This is a genomic window from Cobetia sp. D5, assembly GCF_035666195.1.
Lineage (GTDB): Bacteria > Pseudomonadota > Gammaproteobacteria > Pseudomonadales > Halomonadaceae > Cobetia > Cobetia amphilecti.
In genome coordinates, this window is the sequence record NZ_CP142020.1 from 1533078 (window position 1) to 1550828 (window position 17751).

At 55.3% G+C, this 17751-nt stretch carries 14 protein-coding genes; 8 read left to right on the plus strand and 6 right to left on the minus strand.

Annotation, left to right across the window (positions count from 1 at the left end; all coding sequences use genetic code 11):
• The first annotated feature begins 395 nt into the window (after nucleotides 1–395).
• The 8 genes from U0O11_RS06475 to U0O11_RS06510 all read left to right on the plus strand — a co-directional run bounded on the left by U0O11_RS06475 (nucleotide 396) and on the right by U0O11_RS06510 (nucleotide 8446).
• Nucleotides 396–1403, plus strand: coding sequence for a TRAP transporter substrate-binding protein (locus tag U0O11_RS06475; protein WP_043334065.1), 1008 nt, complete (start codon nucleotides 396–398; stop codon nucleotides 1401–1403).
• A gap of 59 nt (nucleotides 1404–1462) precedes the next feature.
• Entirely contained in the window at nucleotides 1463–2023 is a 561-nt protein-coding gene (locus U0O11_RS06480; RefSeq protein WP_324692222.1) for a TRAP transporter small permease, read from the plus strand.
• Between the two features lie 2 nt (nucleotides 2024–2025).
• A complete protein-coding gene (locus tag U0O11_RS06485) occupies nucleotides 2026–3306 on the plus strand; it encodes a TRAP transporter large permease (RefSeq protein ID WP_191236837.1) in 1281 nt (426 codons plus the stop codon).
• 43 nt (nucleotides 3307–3349) lie between these two features.
• Nucleotides 3350–4486: a mandelate racemase/muconate lactonizing enzyme family protein gene (locus tag U0O11_RS06490; RefSeq protein WP_324692226.1), complete on the plus strand. Its 1137-nt coding sequence runs from the start codon at nucleotides 3350–3352 to the stop codon at nucleotides 4484–4486.
• Nucleotides 4487–5356 carry an amidohydrolase family protein gene (locus tag U0O11_RS06495; protein WP_324692228.1) on the plus strand — a complete coding sequence of 290 codons (870 nt, stop codon included), beginning with the start codon at nucleotides 4487–4489 and terminating at the stop codon, nucleotides 5354–5356. It abuts the gene before it with no gap.
• A gap of 92 nt (nucleotides 5357–5448) precedes the next feature.
• Complete coding sequence (locus tag U0O11_RS06500; protein ID WP_324692230.1) at nucleotides 5449–6246, plus strand: NAD-dependent epimerase/dehydratase family protein; 798 nt, start codon at nucleotides 5449–5451, stop codon at nucleotides 6244–6246.
• Between the two features lie 43 nt (nucleotides 6247–6289).
• Nucleotides 6290–7312, plus strand: coding sequence for an Ldh family oxidoreductase (locus U0O11_RS06505; RefSeq protein WP_324692232.1), 1023 nt, complete (start codon nucleotides 6290–6292; stop codon nucleotides 7310–7312).
• A 408-nt stretch (nucleotides 7313–7720) separates the two neighbouring features.
• Complete coding sequence (locus U0O11_RS06510; protein ID WP_084589475.1) at nucleotides 7721–8446, plus strand: FadR/GntR family transcriptional regulator; 726 nt, start codon at nucleotides 7721–7723, stop codon at nucleotides 8444–8446.
• Nucleotides 8447–8646: 200 nt separating this feature from the next.
• On the opposite strand, the gene U0O11_RS06515 is transcribed toward U0O11_RS06510, so the two are convergent.
• From U0O11_RS06515 to U0O11_RS06540, 6 genes are all read right to left on the minus strand, one after another.
• Nucleotides 8647–9702, minus strand: a complete 1056-nt coding sequence (locus tag U0O11_RS06515; protein WP_324692234.1) for a LacI family DNA-binding transcriptional regulator — start codon at nucleotides 9700–9702, stop codon at nucleotides 8647–8649.
• Nucleotides 9703–9847: 145 nt separating this feature from the next.
• Complete coding sequence (locus tag U0O11_RS06520; RefSeq protein ID WP_324692236.1) at nucleotides 9848–11566, minus strand: alpha-amylase family glycosyl hydrolase; 1719 nt, start codon at nucleotides 11564–11566, stop codon at nucleotides 9848–9850.
• Nucleotides 11567–11702: 136 nt separating this feature from the next.
• Nucleotides 11703–12974, minus strand: a complete 1272-nt coding sequence (locus U0O11_RS06525) for an ABC transporter substrate-binding protein (RefSeq protein WP_442872646.1) — start codon at nucleotides 12972–12974, stop codon at nucleotides 11703–11705.
• 125 nt (nucleotides 12975–13099) lie between these two features.
• Nucleotides 13100–14767, minus strand: coding sequence for an alpha-amylase family glycosyl hydrolase (locus U0O11_RS06530; RefSeq protein ID WP_209443803.1), 1668 nt, complete (start codon nucleotides 14765–14767; stop codon nucleotides 13100–13102).
• Nucleotides 14768–14805: 38 nt separating this feature from the next.
• Nucleotides 14806–16455: an alpha-amylase family glycosyl hydrolase gene (locus U0O11_RS06535; protein ID WP_052384621.1), complete on the minus strand. Its 1650-nt coding sequence runs from the start codon at nucleotides 16453–16455 to the stop codon at nucleotides 14806–14808.
• A gap of 151 nt (nucleotides 16456–16606) precedes the next feature.
• Entirely contained in the window at nucleotides 16607–17713 is a 1107-nt protein-coding gene (locus tag U0O11_RS06540) for an ABC transporter ATP-binding protein (RefSeq protein WP_215824241.1), read from the minus strand.
• Nucleotides 17714–17751: the final 38 nt, after the last annotated feature.

Sequence of the window (17751 nt, forward strand, 5' to 3'; positions counted from 1 at the left end):
GCGCCTTTAATGAGTGTCCTCGATAAGCCAATAATCCTGTCAGGCGACTCGGTTTATGGTCTGTGCGGTAATGTACCAAGTTTATTGAGCCGCCTGTTGGGCGTGAGGTGTATTGCTTTGAGCTGAAAGTGCAGTCACATCGAATCATGACGTTGCACTTTGGTCGCGAAGTGAGAGAGGCGACTTGTAAAGACCACGCAGCTTGATTAGGTTTTCATTAGTATGATGTATGACGTTTGATGGCCAGCTTTCGTTACTTCCGATCGCTCATGGTTTTGTGAGGTATCGCTGTCTGGCACTCGCGCCTTTGCTGTCTGGTATGACAATGAGGCTCTACAACTAGCGTCAATTGAATAATTACAATATTTCCAGAGTACTTCTGGAAGGAGATCGCCATGCTGACCCAGAAAATTTTGTTGCCCCGTCATTCTCTCAAGATCGCTGCAGCTGCCGGTTTGATGACCGCTACGGCTTTCCCGGTTCAAGCAGAGCAATGGAGAGGCTGGAACATACAGCCGCCTGGTTATCCTAATACGGTTGCTCTTGAGACTTTCGCGAGCGAGGTCAGCGAAAGGACAGAAGGACGTATTGAACCTAAGGTGTATAACAATGGTGTGCTCGGGGCACAGCCAGATGCGATTGAGCAAACACGTAATGGTGCCTTGGACTTTGGGAACTTTAATATGGGGCCGATGGGTCCGATGGTGCCAGCCGCTAATGTGCTGTCTCTTCCCTTCATTTTTAATAGTGAAGAGAGCATGTATAAATTAATGGACGGAGAAATTGGTCAACGCTTTGCAAGTGCAATGAAGGATCAAGGATTGATTGCTCTGGGATGGTTTGGAGCGGGCTCTAGAAGTCTCTATAACAGCGACCATCCGATTGAGACGCCTGAAGATTTAAAAGGTATGAAAGTCCGCGTGATGAATAATGATCTTTATGTGGATATGATCGAGGCTCTTGGCGGAAACGCAACTCCCATGGCTGCCAGTGAGGTCTATCAGTCATTGACTACCGGGGTGATCGATGGTGCGGAAAACAATATTCCAACTTATGAAGCTAGTGGGCACTATGAAGTGGCCAACTATTTTTCATTGACCAATCATCTAGTGATTCCCGAATGCTTATGTGTAGCGAAAAGCAGTTGGGATGAACTATCGGAGCAAGATCGTAATTCTGTGAAAGCAGCTGCAGAACTAGCCGTCACTGAACAGCGTAAATTGTGGGAAGAGCGTACGACGGCAGGACGCAAAAAAGTACTTGATGCTGGCGCTAAGATAAACGAAGTGTCAAATAAGGCAGCCTTCCAGGAGTTAATGAAACCAGTATACGATGATTTCTTGGAAGATCACCCTGACCTTGCATCACTGGTTGAAGATATTCAAATGGCCCAAACCAAATAACTATATTTGATTTCAATGCCCGCTTTCTGAGCTTCGGAAAGCGGGTAGGGAGGCGGGGCATGAAAATATCCAGTAAAGTATTAGACGAAGGCGTTGATAGGGTAGATCACCAGAAATGCATGCCACAAGCATGGATTGATCGAACTCTTGATAACATTGCGCATAGCTGTGTCGTAGTCGCAGGTGTCTTGCTTGTTCTACTAATCATTAGCTTTGGCTGGTTGGTCTTCGGCCGCTATGTACTTAATGACACCCCGACTTGGGTTGAGCAATTTGCACTTCTGAGTGTAGCTTACATTACATGTTTGGGAGCTGCAGCAGGGGTTCGCAATAATAGCCATCTGTCGATCGATTTGCTTAGAGATAATATGCCAGAACCATTTAGGACCTTGATGCATCATGTGGCAGATCTCATTGTCACTATATTCGGGGCTATCATGGCATGGCAGGGGGGGATACTGCTATTAAGTAACAATTCGCGTCCAATTCCTATGCTGGGACTTATGGAAAGTTGGCGTTTTGCCCCTCTTGTGATCTGTGGTGTGCTGATGGTGCTTTTCTCTCTAGCCAGTATAGTCAAGCGTCATAATGCCCATTTACCCACCGATGAAGAGGTTTGACCATGGGATTAGCAATTGTGTTTGGGCTTTTCGTGCTAGGGCTGGCTGTGGGGGCACCAGTGGCCTTTGCTGTTGGTTTGGCGGCGGTGGGTGGTTTTCTATATGAAGGGCTGCCATTGTTTGTGGCTTTTCAACGTATTCTGTCTGGGATCTCGGTGTTTTCTTTATTGGCCATCCCATTTTTCATCTTCGCCGGTGAGTTAATGTTGCATGGTGGGATATCCCAGAGATTGGTGCGCCTGGCCTCTGCCGCTGTTGGTCGCGTACGAGGTGGCCTTGGGGTGGTCAATGTGACTTCATCAATGCTTTTTGGTGGTATTTCAGGTTCAGCGGTAGCTGATACGTCAGCTCTTGGTTCTATCTTAATCCCAGTAATGAAAGAGAAGGGATACGATGCAGACTATGCTGTGAATGTCACTGTTACATCCTCGGTTGCTGGTGTTGTGATTCCTCCAAGCCATAATATGATTCTCTATGCAGTAGCCGCAGGTGGTGGGCTCTCTATCACCAAGCTGTTTATGGCTGGAATTGTGCCGGGGATATTGATGTGTGTACTGCTGGCTTTGGCTGCCTATGTTGTGGCTGTCAAACGTGGCTATCAAGGAGAACGTTTTCCTGGTTGGTCGTCACTGGTCATTAGTTTCTTCTCTGCCCTACCTGGTCTGTTGACTGCCGTTATCATTGTTGGCGGTGTGCTATCTGGCATCTTAACCGTAACAGAATCTGGTGCTTTTGGAGCTATATATGCGATTATAGTGACTGGTCTAGCTTATCGCGAGTTACATTGGTCAGCATTTAAAGTGGCGGTTTATCAGTCCGTCCGTACTACAGCATTGGTAATGATTTTAGTAGGTTGTGCATCTGCTTTCTCTTATTTGCTGGCTCTCTATGATGTTCCAACATTGTTGATTGAAGCATTGGTAGGTATCTCAGATAATCCGCTCATCATTTTGCTGATGCTAAATCTGATACTACTTGCACTCGGCATGATTATGGACATGGCAGCACTGATCCTAATTTGCACACCAATCTTTCTTCCAATTGCTGCTCAATTTGGTATGGATCCAATCCAGTTTGGTATCATGATGATGATGAATCTCGGACTTGGTTTATGTACACCACCGGTTGGGGCCTGCTTATTTGTGGGGAGTGTGGTGGGAAAAATCAAGATTGAGCAGACTGTACGTACCATTTGGCCATTTTACCTAGCGTTATTCGCTGCTCTTATGTTGGTGACCTATGTACCGGCATTGTCAATGGCATTACCAAATTGGCTCGGATGACTATGATTAATACCATACCGTCTATCAGTGGAGGTACGCGCTGATGAAGATAGCTAAGGTCGAAGCTCATATATTGGACTATCCACTTGAAGAAGCCTTCGAGAGTGCTTCCATGCACTTTACTCGTCGCCAGCATTGTCTAATAGAAATCACGTGTGAGGATGGTACTGTAGGATGGGGCGAGTGCCTGGGGCCGGCACAAGCTAATGCTGCGGTTGTCGCAATCTATGCTAAATCTTTAATAGGAATGGACCCACGAGAGCATGAAAAGTTATGGCTTGATCTTTATAACCGTCTACGTGATCAAGGCCAACGCGGGTTGACCATGACTGCCCTCAGTGGCATCGATATCGCATTGTGGGATATCAAAGGTAAATACTATAGCGCTAGTATCTCCGAGCTAATGGGAGGTCGATTCCGCGAACGCGTTCATGCATATGCGACAGGCTCATTTCGTCGCGAAGGAGTGGATCGCATCCGCAGCGTAGCTACTGAGGTCGCCGGCTACGCCGCGGAGGGTTTTTACGGAGTCAAGATCAAGATTGGTTTCAATGTTGATGAGGATATTCGCGTTATCGCTGCTGCACGTGAGGCGATCGGCCCCCAATGTCGATTGATGATCGACGCCAATCACGGATATGACTTATTGGAGGCTATCGAGGTTGGTAAGCGGGCGTCTATATATGGCGTTGATTGGTTTGAAGAGCCCGTCCTTCCCGAGCAGATCTCTACTTACCGTGCAGTGCGTGAGGGTCAGCCATTGCCTGTAGCGAGCGGCGAAAATTGGCATGGGCGTTACGCAATGCTGGAACCTCTGGCTAGCCGAGCTGTTGATATCTGCCAGCCAGATATTTGCGGAGTAGGTGGCTTTACCGAAATGCGTCGTGTGGTTGACTTGGCGGCGTTGCATGGTGTCCGTGTAGTTCCTCATGTGTGGGGGACTGCTGTCTGTATTGCCGCGAGCCTTCAGGTAATGGCGGCCTTGCCTCCTAATCCGCCCAGGCGTGAACCCATAGAACCCATTCTGGAGTTTGATCGTACCGATAATCCATTCCGTCAGGCGATTGTTAGCCGGCCGTTAGAGCACACCAATGGTTGGGTCGAGATCCCCAATGGCCCTGGGCTTGGAATTGAAATTGATCGAAATGCTCTAACCCATTTCGCTTTAAGGGGTATTTAATTGAATCTCCCTAACAATACTCGTCCTTTGATCGGTACAGAGCCAACCCTAAAAGCACCGCCAGGGGCTACCGACTGTCATATGCATGTCTACCTACCTGGGTATGAGTCCCAGCCAGGTGGTCCGTCGATTCCTGAGTTAGCTACGGTAGAGGATTACTATCAAATTCAAAAGTGGCTTTCGCTGGAGCGTGTCGTCGTGGTTCAACCTAATGCCTATCAATGTGATAACAGTGCTTTACTCGTCGCGCTTGGTGAACTTGGACTGACAAAGGCACGTGGCGTCGCCGTGGTTACTCCGGAAACTCCGCAAGCCGAGTTGGAGGCATGGCACTCAGAGGGTGTGAGAGGCGCACGTATTATGGATCTGCCAGGGGGAGCTCAGAGTTGTGCTGATATGGCATTAATCGAGCCTCGTATACGAGAGCTGGGTTGGCACATGATGGTGCAGTTCAATGGTCGTCACCTTAATGATCACTTAACTTCATTGAAATGCTTGAAGACTGATTTTATCATTGATCATCTCGGTAAGTTCATGGATCCGGTCCCGAGTGAAGATATTCGAGTAGATGAAATATTAAGATTGTTAGATCGCGGGAATGCATGGTTTAAAATTTGTGCACCTTATGAAACGAGTTTAGTAGGAGGCCCTGATTACTCAGATGTCGGCGCAGTTGCACGACGCGTGATTGAACACGCACCCGAGCGAGTAATTTGGGGCTCCAACTGGCCACACGTTGGTGTGCCACGTTCCCAGTATCCGAATGATGCCATGCAATTGGATGTTTTACTCCAATGGGCCACTCAATCGGAGTGCGAAAAAATACTAGTCGATAATCCAGCAAGACTTTATGGATTTGACATTAACTAAGCATTTACATGACAAGTAGTATCTTCAATTCGCTTATATTACGGTCTCGTAATAATTGTGAGTTGGCTGATATTTTAACAAGGAGATTCATCATGCTTAATCGTCTTTTAGTAACCGGAGCTGCTGGTGGGCTTGGTCAGGCTTTGCGTCCTCATCTTTCCCGTTTAGCTCACTGTGTACGATTATCAGATATCTCGGATCTGGGTGAGGCTGATGATCATGAAGAGCTTGTGGCTTGTGATCTTTCCGATGCCAAAGCGGTAATGTCGCTGGTAGAGGGGTGTGATGGAATAATTCATTTGGGTGGTATCTCTGTGGAGAGACCATGGGAAGATATTCTTCAGTCTAATATCATTGGTGTATATAATCTATACGAGGCAGTTCGACATTTTAGACAAGCTCGTGTCGTGTTCGCTAGCTCTAACCACGTCATCGGCTTCCACCCACGTACTACACGTATCGATACCCAGTGTGTACACCGTCCCGATTCGCTTTATGGGGTGTCGAAGTGTTTTGGAGAGGATCTAGCTAGCCTTTATCACGATAAGTTCGGCATCGAAACTTTGAGTGTTCGTATTGGGTCTTGTTTCCCTGAGCCGGCCGATACTCGCATGATGGCTACTTGGATGAGCGTAGATGACTTTGTTGCCTTGCTCGAGCGTGCATTTGTAGCGCCCAAGCTTGCATACACCGTGATATATGGTGTTTCAAATAATCACGAATCTTGGTGGGATAATAGTAAATCCTCGTTCCTGGGCTGGGCGCCTAAAGATAATTCCGAGCCATGGCGTGCAAAGGTTGAGGCAGCTGCAGGAGACATTGATCCTAATGATTCGGCTGTAATATATCAAGGTGGCAAGTTTACCTCTTTAGGGCACCCAGATGATTGACAGCCTCTGAACTAATTGACTCGTTGCAAAAGGGGAGGGATCGATGACTACGTTCGTTACATTGACTCAGGAAGAAGCTAGTCAACTAAGTCATGAGATTTTAACGAGATACGGATATAGTCAGCCTCATGCAGCTGCTATTACTCGTAATATTGTCGCGGTTCAGCGAGATGAGGGGCACTCTCATGGATTATACCGACTCATCAGTTGCGTCGACGCTCTTCGTCGCGGTGGTGTGAGTCCCGATGCAGTGCCTCGAATAGAGGATACTGCGCCAAGCGTAGTTAGAGCTGATGCCAATAATGGCTGTTCATTATTGGCTTTTGAGCAAGCACGTCCATTACTGATCGATAAAGCTGGGACGAATGGTATTGCTCTGCTAGCGATAAATAACTCCTTTCATTTTTCTGCTCTCTGGCCAGAGGTCGAGTCACTGGCTGAGGAGGGGTTAGTGGCGCTGGCTATGACCCCAAGCCATGCATTTGTGGCACCAGCTGGCGGGAGTCGGCCTCTGTTAGGCACCAATCCGTTAGCCTTCTCCTGGCCACGTCCCGGAAGAGATCCTTTTACGTTTGATTTTGCTACTAGCATGGTGGCACGAGGAGAGATCGAGCTACATCGTCGTGCAGGTAAGTCGATTCCCGACAACTGGGCGGTTGGTGAAGATGGTCTATCCACTACTGATCCCGAGGAGGCTCTCAAAGGAGCAATGCTGACATTTGGCGCTTACAAGGGGTCAGCACTGTCGATGATGATTGAGTTGCTCGCCGGTCCTTTGATCGGCGATGTGTTGGGCCATGAGACTCGACCGGCCACTACAGAGAACTCAGGAAGACCATGGCACGGTGAATTACTTATAGCGATCGATCCTCATAAACTACTTGGTGATACGATGCACTATCATTTGGAACACGCTGAAATATTATTCGAGGAAGTGCTATCTCAAGGAGCACGTCTACCATCACAGCGCCGGTATGAGGCTCGTATGAGAAGTAAAGAAACCGGTATCAATATACCAGAAGCTTTATATAAGGAATTAACGATGTTGCGTAATACTTCTCTTTAAGCTTGTTGTTTTTTGCATCATTATATAATGGCTTTTATTATTATTATTGCTTTGTAAGTTAGATAATCGTAGATCTGAATATGGCTATCTTATTTTGAAAGTGCACAAGATCGAAGCTAATTTTTTAGCGCGTCAGTATTCTTGCTACAACTGAGGTCGCTAGTATAGCGTTGGTTGGAGTTTGTTATATGCTTAGCATTATTCAGGAATGCCTTTTGGAAGGAGCGAGGGCTTCCTGTTTCACACTCGACTTGCTTCACATGGTGACCAATGCAGGGCAGCATGGCGGGTCTATTCAATTATTGGTTTTTTTTCAGTATGATGTATGATAAGTGCAATCCGTAAACGTCATCCTAGCGCGTCAAGCTAGACAATGTATTTTTAGTAAGGTGGATGGAAGGTGAATAAATGACGAGATTTTGGGAGGTTCAACGGGTCAGTCGTGAAGGCAGCTTGTCACAAGCGGTCCTAGAGCAGCTTGAGCGTCGTATTACCTCGGGAGAAGTGCCTGTAGGAAGTAAGTTGCCCACCGAAGGTGAACTGTGTAATGCATTTGGTGTCAGTCGAACAGTGATTCGAGAAGCCATTACTCATCTAAAATCTTCGGGGTTGGTAGAAACTCGCCGTGGCGTGGGTACGACAGTTCTGCGCAATACATTGGCTGAGTCGCGCCCTGCGAAACAAATCAGTGCAACAACAGTCGAAGATATTCTGGAAGTGTTGGAGTTAAGGCTGATATTAGAGCCCGAAGCCGCTAGGCTTGCCGCACTTCGCTATGACGAGAACGATCAGCGTTCATTGGAATCACTACATGCAGACTTTTTGACTCCACGTGCTACGCAGTCTCATTCTGGTTCACAAGATTTTGCCTTTCATCGCGCAATTATCAAAGCGACTCATAATCCATTCTTTGAACGCTTTTATGAACCACTGAGCGATAGCGTCATTCCACGCTCAAAACTCTTAAGTACAGATATCGACATTGAAGCAGCACAGCGTTATTTATATCTCGTTCACGAAGAGCATACCCGTATTCTGGAATCAATTTTGAATAGGGACGAGGAAGGTGCACATAAAGCGATGTTTCAGCATCTCGGACGAGCTAGGGATATGTATGCTAAATACCGAGGATAGTTAGTGTTTTATCTGACTTGACTTTTAAGTTTATTAGCTTTTCAGCATGTGGTTGGGGGCTGATCTGCGCAGTCAGCCCTTAATAAATAATAAGTCAAAAGCTCGCATTGTTATCGTGCTTTATTTTATACCGATAATATATGGCTTGAGTTTTTAGTGTTCTTATAGTGTAACCCTTGTTAATCAGTAATTAAATTATGTTACGGGCAAGTCTCGCCCTGGATCAGCTGTGTCGATTGCCGGTGTGATGAAGCGGGCTCCAGTCCTAGAATCATTCGCGCGGCAAGGCGGCCTTTCTCGGTACTGTCCTGCTGGACGGTGGTCAGGCGCGGTGACCGATATTGTCCTTCCTCGATGCCGTCGAAGCCGGTGATACGCAGATCCTCGGGAATTCGGATGCCACGTTGTTCGGCCAGGGTCACGGCGGTCAGAGCAATACGGTCTGACATGCACAGCAGGAGATCTGGCCGCTCGCTGGCCGGCAGGTCGAGTATCTCTGCCAGTACCGGCGCGCAGACCTCATAGGTGTTTTCCTCGATGTTCCACATCGCGACGTCTTGCAAAGGAATCTCTTTCTCAGCCAAGGCGCGATGAAACCCCGCCAGTCGCGAGCGAGTAATGGTACGACCGGCCGGAAGTAGCGCGTGGGCATCGGTGATGGGGCCATTACAGGGCGTGTCGGTCAGGCGCAGGTTGACGATGCCGATACGCTGGGTAGGCGTCTTCAAGGCATGTTGCGCGATGGCGTAGCAGGCGGGCTCATCATCCACATGGATGGCGGGGTGGTCGCCAAGATCGAAGTCGACCGCCACGATGGGCTTGTGACCCGCGCTCTGGAGTTCCTCCACCAGCGCCATGCTGGCCATAAGCCCGTAGACGATGAAGCCATCGGCAATGCTGGAAGACCCGGGCACCTGGGAGGCATTCTGGCGGCCTGAGAGCAGCAGCAGGGTATGGCCGTGAGCATCCAGCACTTCCGCGATGCCTGACAGCAGTTCGCTGGCGACGGCATCCTTGAGGCTGTAGGTCAGCGTCTCCGCGAGTACCACGGCGATGATCCGTGAACGCCCCGTGCGCAGACTGCGCGCCTTGGCGTCCGGGCCACGGTAGCCAAGGCGTTTGGCTTCCTCGAGCACCCGCTCGCGCAATGCTGGCGAGAGCTGGTCTGGGCGGTTGAAGGCGTTGGAGACGCTGGCGGTGGAGACGCCGAGTTGTGCGGCTAGCTCCTTGAGAGTGATGCGGCGAGGCGATGACACAGGCGTCGGGTTCCTGAAGATGAAAAGCTTGAACGATTAAGTGCAGAGATAGCATATCGCCGCGTACCAGAAATGCCCAGAAAGTGACGGAGTTGGCCGACCGAACGGCCAACTGCGCACAAGGTGTCCAGCCGGGCAACGCTTGCTAGCGGTTCTGCGCTTGCGAGGTATCAGCTGGCACGATCAGCCAGGCTGCCATCCCCGGCGCCAGACTCAATTGGCCTGCTTCAAGCGAGGGCGTTGCCATGCCGGGCAACGAGACGACCTCTATCGGGTCATGATGGTAGCCATGAGGCATTTGCGAGCCCATCAGGGTAGGCAGGTCGAGCATGACGGGGGCGTTGTCGTGTTCCGGGTAGTGACCTGTCTCGTATTTCAGATTGGCCAGGCACACCATCTGCTGGTGAGGGGTGTGACGTATCACACCAAAGACATCCTTCGGCAGCACGGACGGGGAGATGAGTGTCTGTTGCCCCGTCTTCAGCATCGCATTCTCGCGACGCAGTTTCAGCAGCTGGCGAACGCGATTCAGCAGGCTCTCGGGCGCCTCTTGTTGGAGCGAGACCGCGTGTGACTGATGAGGGGCATGGACGGGAAGCCAGGGCGACAGGGAGTCGGCGCAGAAACCACCATTGCGTTGGGGCCTCCACACCATGGGCGTGCGGCACCCATCGCGTCCCTTGACCTCGGGCCATAGTGCGATTCCGAAGGGGTCCTGCAGCTCGGCGTAGCTCAGCTTTGCTTCCTCGAATCCAAGCTCTTCGCCCTGATAGAGGCAGAGGCTGCCACGTAATGAGCAGAGAACCGTCAGTGCCAGCAAGGCGCGAGCGCTTCCCCAGCGACTGGCGCTGCGCGGTACATCATGGTTGGACAATGCCCAGCACGGCCAGGCGTCTTCGCCATGCTCGGCAAAGCGTGCGAGAACGGCGTGCAGGGCCACGGCATCGCCCGTGCTGTTGAGCAGGTCGAAGGTGTAGGCCATATGCAGGCGGTGCTGGCCAGCGGTGTAGGCTGCCATGGCGGGAAGCGGGTCGCTGCCCCCGACCTCGCCGACGCTGGTGGCGCCCGGGTATTCCTCCAGCAGGGCACGAATCTCTTCCAGATAGTCGAGATTCTCTGGCTGATCCGCATTGTGTTTCAGCAGTTGATAGCTGCGGGGGTGGCCACGGCTACGGTAGTCGTCCGAGGACGGCGGATTGTCCGTCAGCGCCTGGTCATGGAAGTAGAAGTTGGCGGTGTCGAAGCGGAACCCGTCGACGCCTAGTTCCAGCCAGAAGCGCAGATTGTCGAGCTGTGCCTGACGCACCTCGGGATGATGGAAGTTGAGGTCCGGCTGGCTGGTGAGGAAGTTGTGCAGATAATACTGGCAGCGCCGTGAATCGAAGGTCCAGGCCGGGCCACCGAAGGCGGCTAACCAGTTGTTGGGCGCGCCGCCATCCGGACGCGGGTCTGCCCAGACATACCAGTCAGCCTTGGCATTGTCCCGGGATTGGCGACTTTCCCGGAACCACGCATGCTGATCGGAACTGTGTGACAGCACCTGATCAATGATGACGCCCAGCCCGAGCTCATGTGCGCGGGCGACGAGCCGCGAGAAGTCTTCCAGCGTTCCAAACAAGGGATCGATGTCGCGGTAGTCGCTGACGTCATATCCGAAGTCCTGCATGGGCGAGGTGAAGATGGGGGAGATCCAGATGGCGTCCACCTCCAGGGTCGCGAGGTAATCCAGGCGTTGGATGATACCGGCGATATCGCCGACACCATCGCCATTGGCGTCCATGAAGCTGCGCGGATAGATCTGGTAAAGCGTTGCCCCACGCCACCAGTCGTGTGCGGTATGGCGATGGAGTTGGGTAGATGTCATTACACGATCCTTGTTGTTAAGGCGGTACGGGGCACGGGCATGCAAGAGCGCCGGGAAGGCCCCGGCTTTCTGAGCGAGACCTTCCGAGTGTCATCAGCCTGCAGGCGCAAGGCTTGGCGGGGCCAGGTCGATGGCGTTACCAGCCGCGGCGTCCGATGCGGGTGAGTTCTCTCCCGAGCGCTTCCACCGCCTGAGCACCGGTCTCCTCGCCCGACAGCACCTGATGGGTGCGGTTGAAGAAGGCATTGGAGACGCGAGCGTAGGCATCGCCCGTCACCGAGGCCGGGCGCGCGACGCCGGTTCTGAGCGCTTCATAGAGCTCGCCCATCGAGGGGTTGCTCGCCAGCACCTCGTCATCCTGATAGAGGTGTTCGATGGTGGGGTTGCGCCCCATCTTCATGGCGTGGGCCTTCTGCTGCGGAGCGGCGGTGATGTAGGCGACCAGCTCCGCTGCGGCCTGTGGGTGCTCCGAGTAGCGTGATACCGCAAGATTCCAACCGCCCAGGGTTGCGCGTGACTCGCCCTGCGGGCCATGCGGGAGGGGCGCCATGCCGACCTTGCCTGCCACCGGGCTGCCCTCGGCCTGGCTGAGCTTCCAGACATAGGGCCAGTTGCGCAGGAACAGCGCATTGCCCGACTGGAACAGCCCACGTGACTCCTCCTCGGTATGATTCAGCGCGCCTTCCGGAGCGATGCTGCCGATCCAGGAGGCGGCAAGATCGAGTGCCTCGGCGGCGCGCGAGTTGTCGATGGTGACCTCACCGGCATCATCCACCAAGGTGCCGCCGCCCTGGCTTGCGACCCACTCCAGTGCGTTGCAGGTCAGCCCCTCGTAGGCGCGCCCCTGGAAGCTGTATCCCCAGAAATCGGCATTGCCGGCGTCACGTTCCGCCGCCTGGATCGTGCGCGCCGTCTCGGTGAGTTGCTGCCAGGTCTCCGGCACCTGCTGGTCGTATTTTTCCAGCAGGTCCTTGCGGTAATAGAGCACGCCTGCGTCGGTGTACCAGGGCATGGCCACCAGACGTCCCGCTACGGTGCCGTTGTCGACCAGCGCGGGGAAGAAGCCCTCGGTGGCATCGTCGGGCAGGTAACGGGAAAGGTCGACCAGGTGATCGTCGAGCAGCCCTGGCCACGCCATGTCGACGATCAGCACGTCGATGTCACTGGAACCGCTGCTCAGCAGCTGCTGATACAGCGAGAGCTTCTCGGTGGTGTCGTTGGGAGTGGAGATCACATTGACACGATTGCCGGACTGCTCGGCCCATTGCTGGGCGAGCTCCGGGCACATGTCGGAATCTCCACCGGGGCCACAGGCAATCGTGACCTCGGTGGCCAGTGCGAGGGGTGCCGTCAATGAGGCCCCGCTCAACAGCAGGGCACCGGCGCTACCCTTGAGGGTCGTGAGCATCCGTTGGCGTGGGGTGCTGATAACAGAAGGCATGGCGTGCGACTCCATCATTGTGATTGTTGTTGCGGCGTCCGGAATGACCGTCATCCACCGAGCATCCCGTGAAGCATCGAATCTGCCGGGCGTCAGTTGAGGGCGAGCCACATGGCGCTGCCTGGCATCAGCGACAGGGGGTAGTGAGAGGCGTGTGTCGCCGTGACACCGGCGATCTCGAGGGTGGTCCAGGTGGTGATGTCTGGCGCCAGTTGACTCGGGTCGATAACGCTCGGCGTATCGCCTGTCCCGAGGTGTGCCAGACACAGCAGGCGTTGCGCTCCATGCTGGCGCACGCTGGCGAAGACGTCGTCCGGGAGCCGCTCGGGGGCAATCAGGGTCTGATCACCCTCGCGCAGCACTTGACTGGTGCCGCGATAGCGCAGCAGGCGACGCGCTCGCGACAGGAAGCTGTCATCACGGTTTTCCTGCTGCGCCACCGACAATGGCAACTGGCGTGGGGAGACCGGTAACCAGGGCGTGGCCTCAACGCCGGACTTCGTCGCGCAGCGGCTGAATCCACCGTTCAGGCTGTCATCCCAGACCATCGGCGTGCGACAGCCATCGCGGCCCTTGATCTCGGGCCACAGGTTGATGCCGAAAGGGTCCTGCAGGTCCTCGAAGGCCAGCTCCGCTTCGGGAAGCCCCAGTTCTTCTCCCTGATAGAGGCACAGGCTGCCACGCAGCGAACACAACACCGTCAGGGCGAGCAGGGCGCGCGATTCTCCCCAGCTGGTCGCACTGCGTTCCACGTCATGATTGGACAGGGCCCAGCAAGGCCAGGTGTCTTCGCCTTGCTCGGCAAAGCGCGTCAGCACGTCGTAAAGCGCGCGGGCATCGCCATCACTGTTGAGCAGGTCAAAGGTGTAGGCCATGTGCAGGCGGCGTTGGCCGGCGGTATAGGCCGCCATGGTCGGGAGAGGGTCATTGCCGGCGATCTCGCCGACACTGGTGGTGCCCGGGTACTCATCGAGCAGGTCGCGGATGCGCTCCAGATACGCCAGATTCTCCGGTTGCTCGATATTGTGCTGCATCCGCTGATAGCTCTGCGGGTTGCCCGGGTTGACGCCTTCGCGTGGCATCGCCGGGTTGTCGGTCAAGGCGCGGTCATGGAAGTAGTAATTGACGACGTCGAAGCGGAAGCCGTCCACCCCCAGATCCAGCCAGAAGCGCAGGTTGTCCAGCTGCGCCTGGCGCACCTCGGGATGATGGAAATTCAGATCCGGCTGACTGGCCAGGAAGTTGTGCAGATAGTACTGGCGGCGCTTGGCATCGAAGGTCCAGGCGCGGCCACTGAAGGCCGCCATCCAGTTGTTGGGCGGGTTGCCATCTGGGAGCGGGTCGGCCCAGACATACCAGTCGGCCTTGGCGTTGTGGCGGTCCTGACGGCTTTGCTGGAACCAGACATGTTGATCGGAGCTGTGAGACAGCACCTGGTCGATGATCACGCGCAACCCCAGCTGGTGGGCTTGCGAGACCAGGTGCTTGAAATCCTCCAGGTGGCCGAACATCGGGTCGACATCCCGATAGTCCGCGACGTCATAGCCGAAATCCTTCATCGGCGAGGTGAAGAAAGGGGATAGCCAGATGGCATCCACGCCGAGACTGGCCACATGGGGCAGGCGCTCGATGATGCCGGCCAGGTCGCCGATGCCGTCGCCGTTGGCATCCATGAAACTGCGGGGGTAGATCTGATAGATCGTGGCACCACGCCACCAGTCGAGGCGTGCGTGAGGGTCGAGTTGAGACAGGGTCATCATGACCTCCTTGTGAGTCGCGTGATCGGCAAGCGGGAGATTCAGTGCGCCTCGCCTACACAGCGCGCGATGGCAACGCCGTGGGGCGGCAGCGTCAGGCGACCTGCCTGCCAGTGACCATTGATCATGCCGGGGGCATCCTCGAGGGCTTCCGCTCGCCAGGCGGTCTTCAGAGTCAGGGCCTGAGCAGAGAAGTTGAGCGCGATCAGCAACGACTCGCCGCCTGAGTGACGCGTGAAGCAGATGACTTCCTCATGCAGCGAGTGGAAGTGGATCTCCCCTCGGCTGAGAGCGGGGTGACGGCGGCGGAAGGCGAGCAGCTCCCGGCTGGCATTCAACAGCGATGCCGGGTCGTGTTCCTGATGGTCGACGGCCAAGGCATGGTGGAAGTCGGGAACCGGCAACCAGGGAGACACGCGAGAGAAGCCCGCATGTGACTCACCGGCCTGCCACGGCATGGGCGTCCGGCAGCCGTCGCGCCCCTTGTAGCGTGGCCAGAAGGTGATGCCGGCGGGGTCCACCAGCTGGTCATGGCGTAGCTGGGCTTCACTCAGCCCCAGTTCTTCGCCCTGATACAGGCAGACGCTGCCGCGTTGGGTCAGCAGGAAGGCGAGATAGAGGCGCAGGCGCGCCGGCGAGGCTTCGGCGTCCCAGCGCGTTGCCAGGCGTGTGACATCGTGGTTTCCCAGCGCCCAGCACGGCCAGCCGTCCCCGATCTGCGCTTCCATCGTCTGCAGGGTCGCCAGGAGGTGGTCAGGTGAGGCGTTCTCGGTCAGCAGATCGAAGGAATAGGCCATGTGCAGCCGCTGGTCGCCCCGGGTGTACTCGGCCATCACGCGCAAGGAGTCATCGTCGCCGACCTCGCCAACGCTGGTGGTGCCGGGGTATTCATCGAGCAGACTCCTCAGCCGCTCGAGAACCGCGAGGTTCTCGGGTTGGGTCTTGTCGTGAAGATGTTGTTGATAGCCGTAGGGGTTGTCCGGGCGCACGCCAATGAAGCCCTCGGCGATCTCACGCCGCGGTGGGTTATCCTTTAGCTCACCATGTGTACAGAAGTTGATGGCATCCAGGCGGAAACCATCCACCCCCCGCTCCAGCCAGAATCGCACTTCTTCAAGAATGGCCGTCACGACCTCGGGGTGATGGAAGTTGAGGTCCGGCTGCTCGATCAGGAAGTTGTGCAGGTAGTACTGGCAGCGGCGAGTGTCCCATTGCCACGCGGAGCCCCCGAAGATCGATTGCCAGTTGGTGGGCGGTGCGCCATCGGGTCTGGGGTCTGCCCAGACATACCAGTCGGCGCGCGGATTATCGCGGCTCTGGCGGCTTTCCTCGAACCAGGGGTGGGCGTCGGAGGTGTGTGATAGCACCTGATCGATGATGACTTTCAGGCCGCGCGCATGCGCTGCCTCGACCAGACGGTCGAAGTCCTCCAGGGTGCCGAACATCGGGTCGACATCGCGATAGTCGCTGATGTCATAGCCGAAGTCCTTCATGGGGGAGGTAAAGAAGGGAGATAACCAGATCGCATCGACATTCAGCGAGGCGATGTAATCCAGGCGCTCGAGGATGCCCGGCAGATCACCGATGCCATCGCCATTGCTGTCCTGAAAGCTGCGCGGGTAGATCTGATAGATGACGGCGCCGCGCCACCAATCGTGGGCCGACACCTGGGTGTCTTGAATCGTGGACATGCGAGTCTCCAGGGCGGGAGCCATGGCTCCCGCCCGTGCGGTCCTTGCGGAGAATGAAGCGGTTGGCCTGAGGCGCCGTGAGTAGGCGCTGGATACTCAGTCCTGGCTGCCAGGTCCTCGAGGAAAAGCCCTGCAGAACAGGCCCTGAACGTCAGGCTGCCTGGCTTTGCTGGGTCAGGCTCAGCGCACGATCCTGGCTGTCGAAGAGATGCACGTGCTCCAGGTCCGGCACCAGCGCGACGCGTTGGCCGATCTTCCACTGACTTGGGGCTTCACTGCGGTGGATCAGCAGGCTGTCGCCGTCTTTCGGATCCAGATAGACATAGACTTCGTTGCCCAGGTACTCGACGTTGACGATCTCGAAGGCGTTGTCGCCACGGGCCTCTTCCAGGCAGAGGTGTTCGGGGCGAATCCCCAGCGTCAGGCGGCTGCCGGTGCGTTCGTCGCCGGCATCGCGAGGCAGATCCAGTTCGCCGATCCCGGGCGTCGTGATGCGACAGCCATTGCCCTCGCTTCGCAGTAGCTCTGCCGGCAGGAAGTTCATGGTCGGGGAGCCGATGAAGCCGGCCACGAAGCGGGTCGCCGGCGCCTGATAGAGCGTCTGGGGGCTGCCGACCTGCTCGATACGCCCATCACGCAGTACCACGATCTTGTCGGCCAGCGTCATGGCTTCGACCTGGTCGTGGGTGACGTAGACCATGGTGGAGCCCAGGCGATGGTGCAGGCGGGCGATCTCGTTGCGCATCTGGACGCGCAGCGAGGCATCCAGATTGGAGAGCGGCTCGTCGAACAACAGGATCTTGGGCTCACGCGCCATGGCGCGCCCCATGGCGACGCGCTGGCGCTGGCCACCGGAAAGCTCCTTGGGCTTGCGATTCAGCAACTCCTCAAGCTGGAGGATGCGCGCCGTTTCCATCACGCGCTGTTCGACGTTGTCCTTGTCGGCCTTGGCAAGCTTGAGGCCGAAGGCCATGTTCTCGTACACCGTCATGTGCGGGTAGAGCGCATAGGACTGGAAGACCATGCCCACGCCGCGCTCACGCGGGGGGAGGTCATTGACCAGATCGCCGGCGATATGCATCTCACCCTCGGTGATCGATTCCAGCCCGGCGATCAGGCGCAGCAAGGTCGACTTGCCACAGCCTGACGGCCCGACGAAGACCACGAATTCTCCGCTGCCGATCTTCAGGTCCAGATCCTTGATGATGTGCGTGCTGCCGAAGGTCTTGTTGATCTTGGAGAGGGTTACGCTTGTCATCTTGCGACTCCCAGCCGGTGCTCGGCACCGGCATTCGA

What these genes read in the sequence shown, in the direction of transcription:
- U0O11_RS06475 (WP_043334065.1), top strand. Translation starts at nt 396, where the DNA reads ATGCTGACCCAGAAAATTTTGTTGCCCCGTCATTCTCTCAAGATCGCT.
- U0O11_RS06480 (WP_324692222.1), top strand. Translation starts at nt 1,463, where the DNA reads ATGAAAATATCCAGTAAAGTATTAGACGAAGGCGTTGATAGGGTAGAT.
- U0O11_RS06485 (WP_191236837.1), top strand. Translation starts at nt 2,026, where the DNA reads ATGGGATTAGCAATTGTGTTTGGGCTTTTCGTGCTAGGGCTGGCTGTG.
- U0O11_RS06490 (WP_324692226.1), top strand. Translation starts at nt 3,350, where the DNA reads ATGAAGATAGCTAAGGTCGAAGCTCATATATTGGACTATCCACTTGAA.
- U0O11_RS06500 (WP_324692230.1), top strand. Translation starts at nt 5,449, where the DNA reads ATGCTTAATCGTCTTTTAGTAACCGGAGCTGCTGGTGGGCTTGGTCAG.
- U0O11_RS06505 (WP_324692232.1), top strand. Translation starts at nt 6,290, where the DNA reads ATGACTACGTTCGTTACATTGACTCAGGAAGAAGCTAGTCAACTAAGT.
- U0O11_RS06510 (WP_084589475.1), top strand. Translation starts at nt 7,721, where the DNA reads ATGACGAGATTTTGGGAGGTTCAACGGGTCAGTCGTGAAGGCAGCTTG.
- U0O11_RS06520 (WP_324692236.1), bottom strand. Translation starts at nt 11,566, where the DNA reads ATGACATCTACCCAACTCCATCGCCATACCGCACACGACTGGTGGCGT.
- U0O11_RS06525 (WP_442872646.1), bottom strand. Translation starts at nt 12,974, where the DNA reads ATGCTCACGACCCTCAAGGGTAGCGCCGGTGCCCTGCTGTTGAGCGGG.
- U0O11_RS06530 (WP_209443803.1), bottom strand. Translation starts at nt 14,767, where the DNA reads ATGATGACCCTGTCTCAACTCGACCCTCACGCACGCCTCGACTGGTGG.
- U0O11_RS06535 (WP_052384621.1), bottom strand. Translation starts at nt 16,455, where the DNA reads ATGTCCACGATTCAAGACACCCAGGTGTCGGCCCACGATTGGTGGCGC.
- U0O11_RS06540 (WP_215824241.1), bottom strand. Translation starts at nt 17,713, where the DNA reads ATGACAAGCGTAACCCTCTCCAAGATCAACAAGACCTTCGGCAGCACG.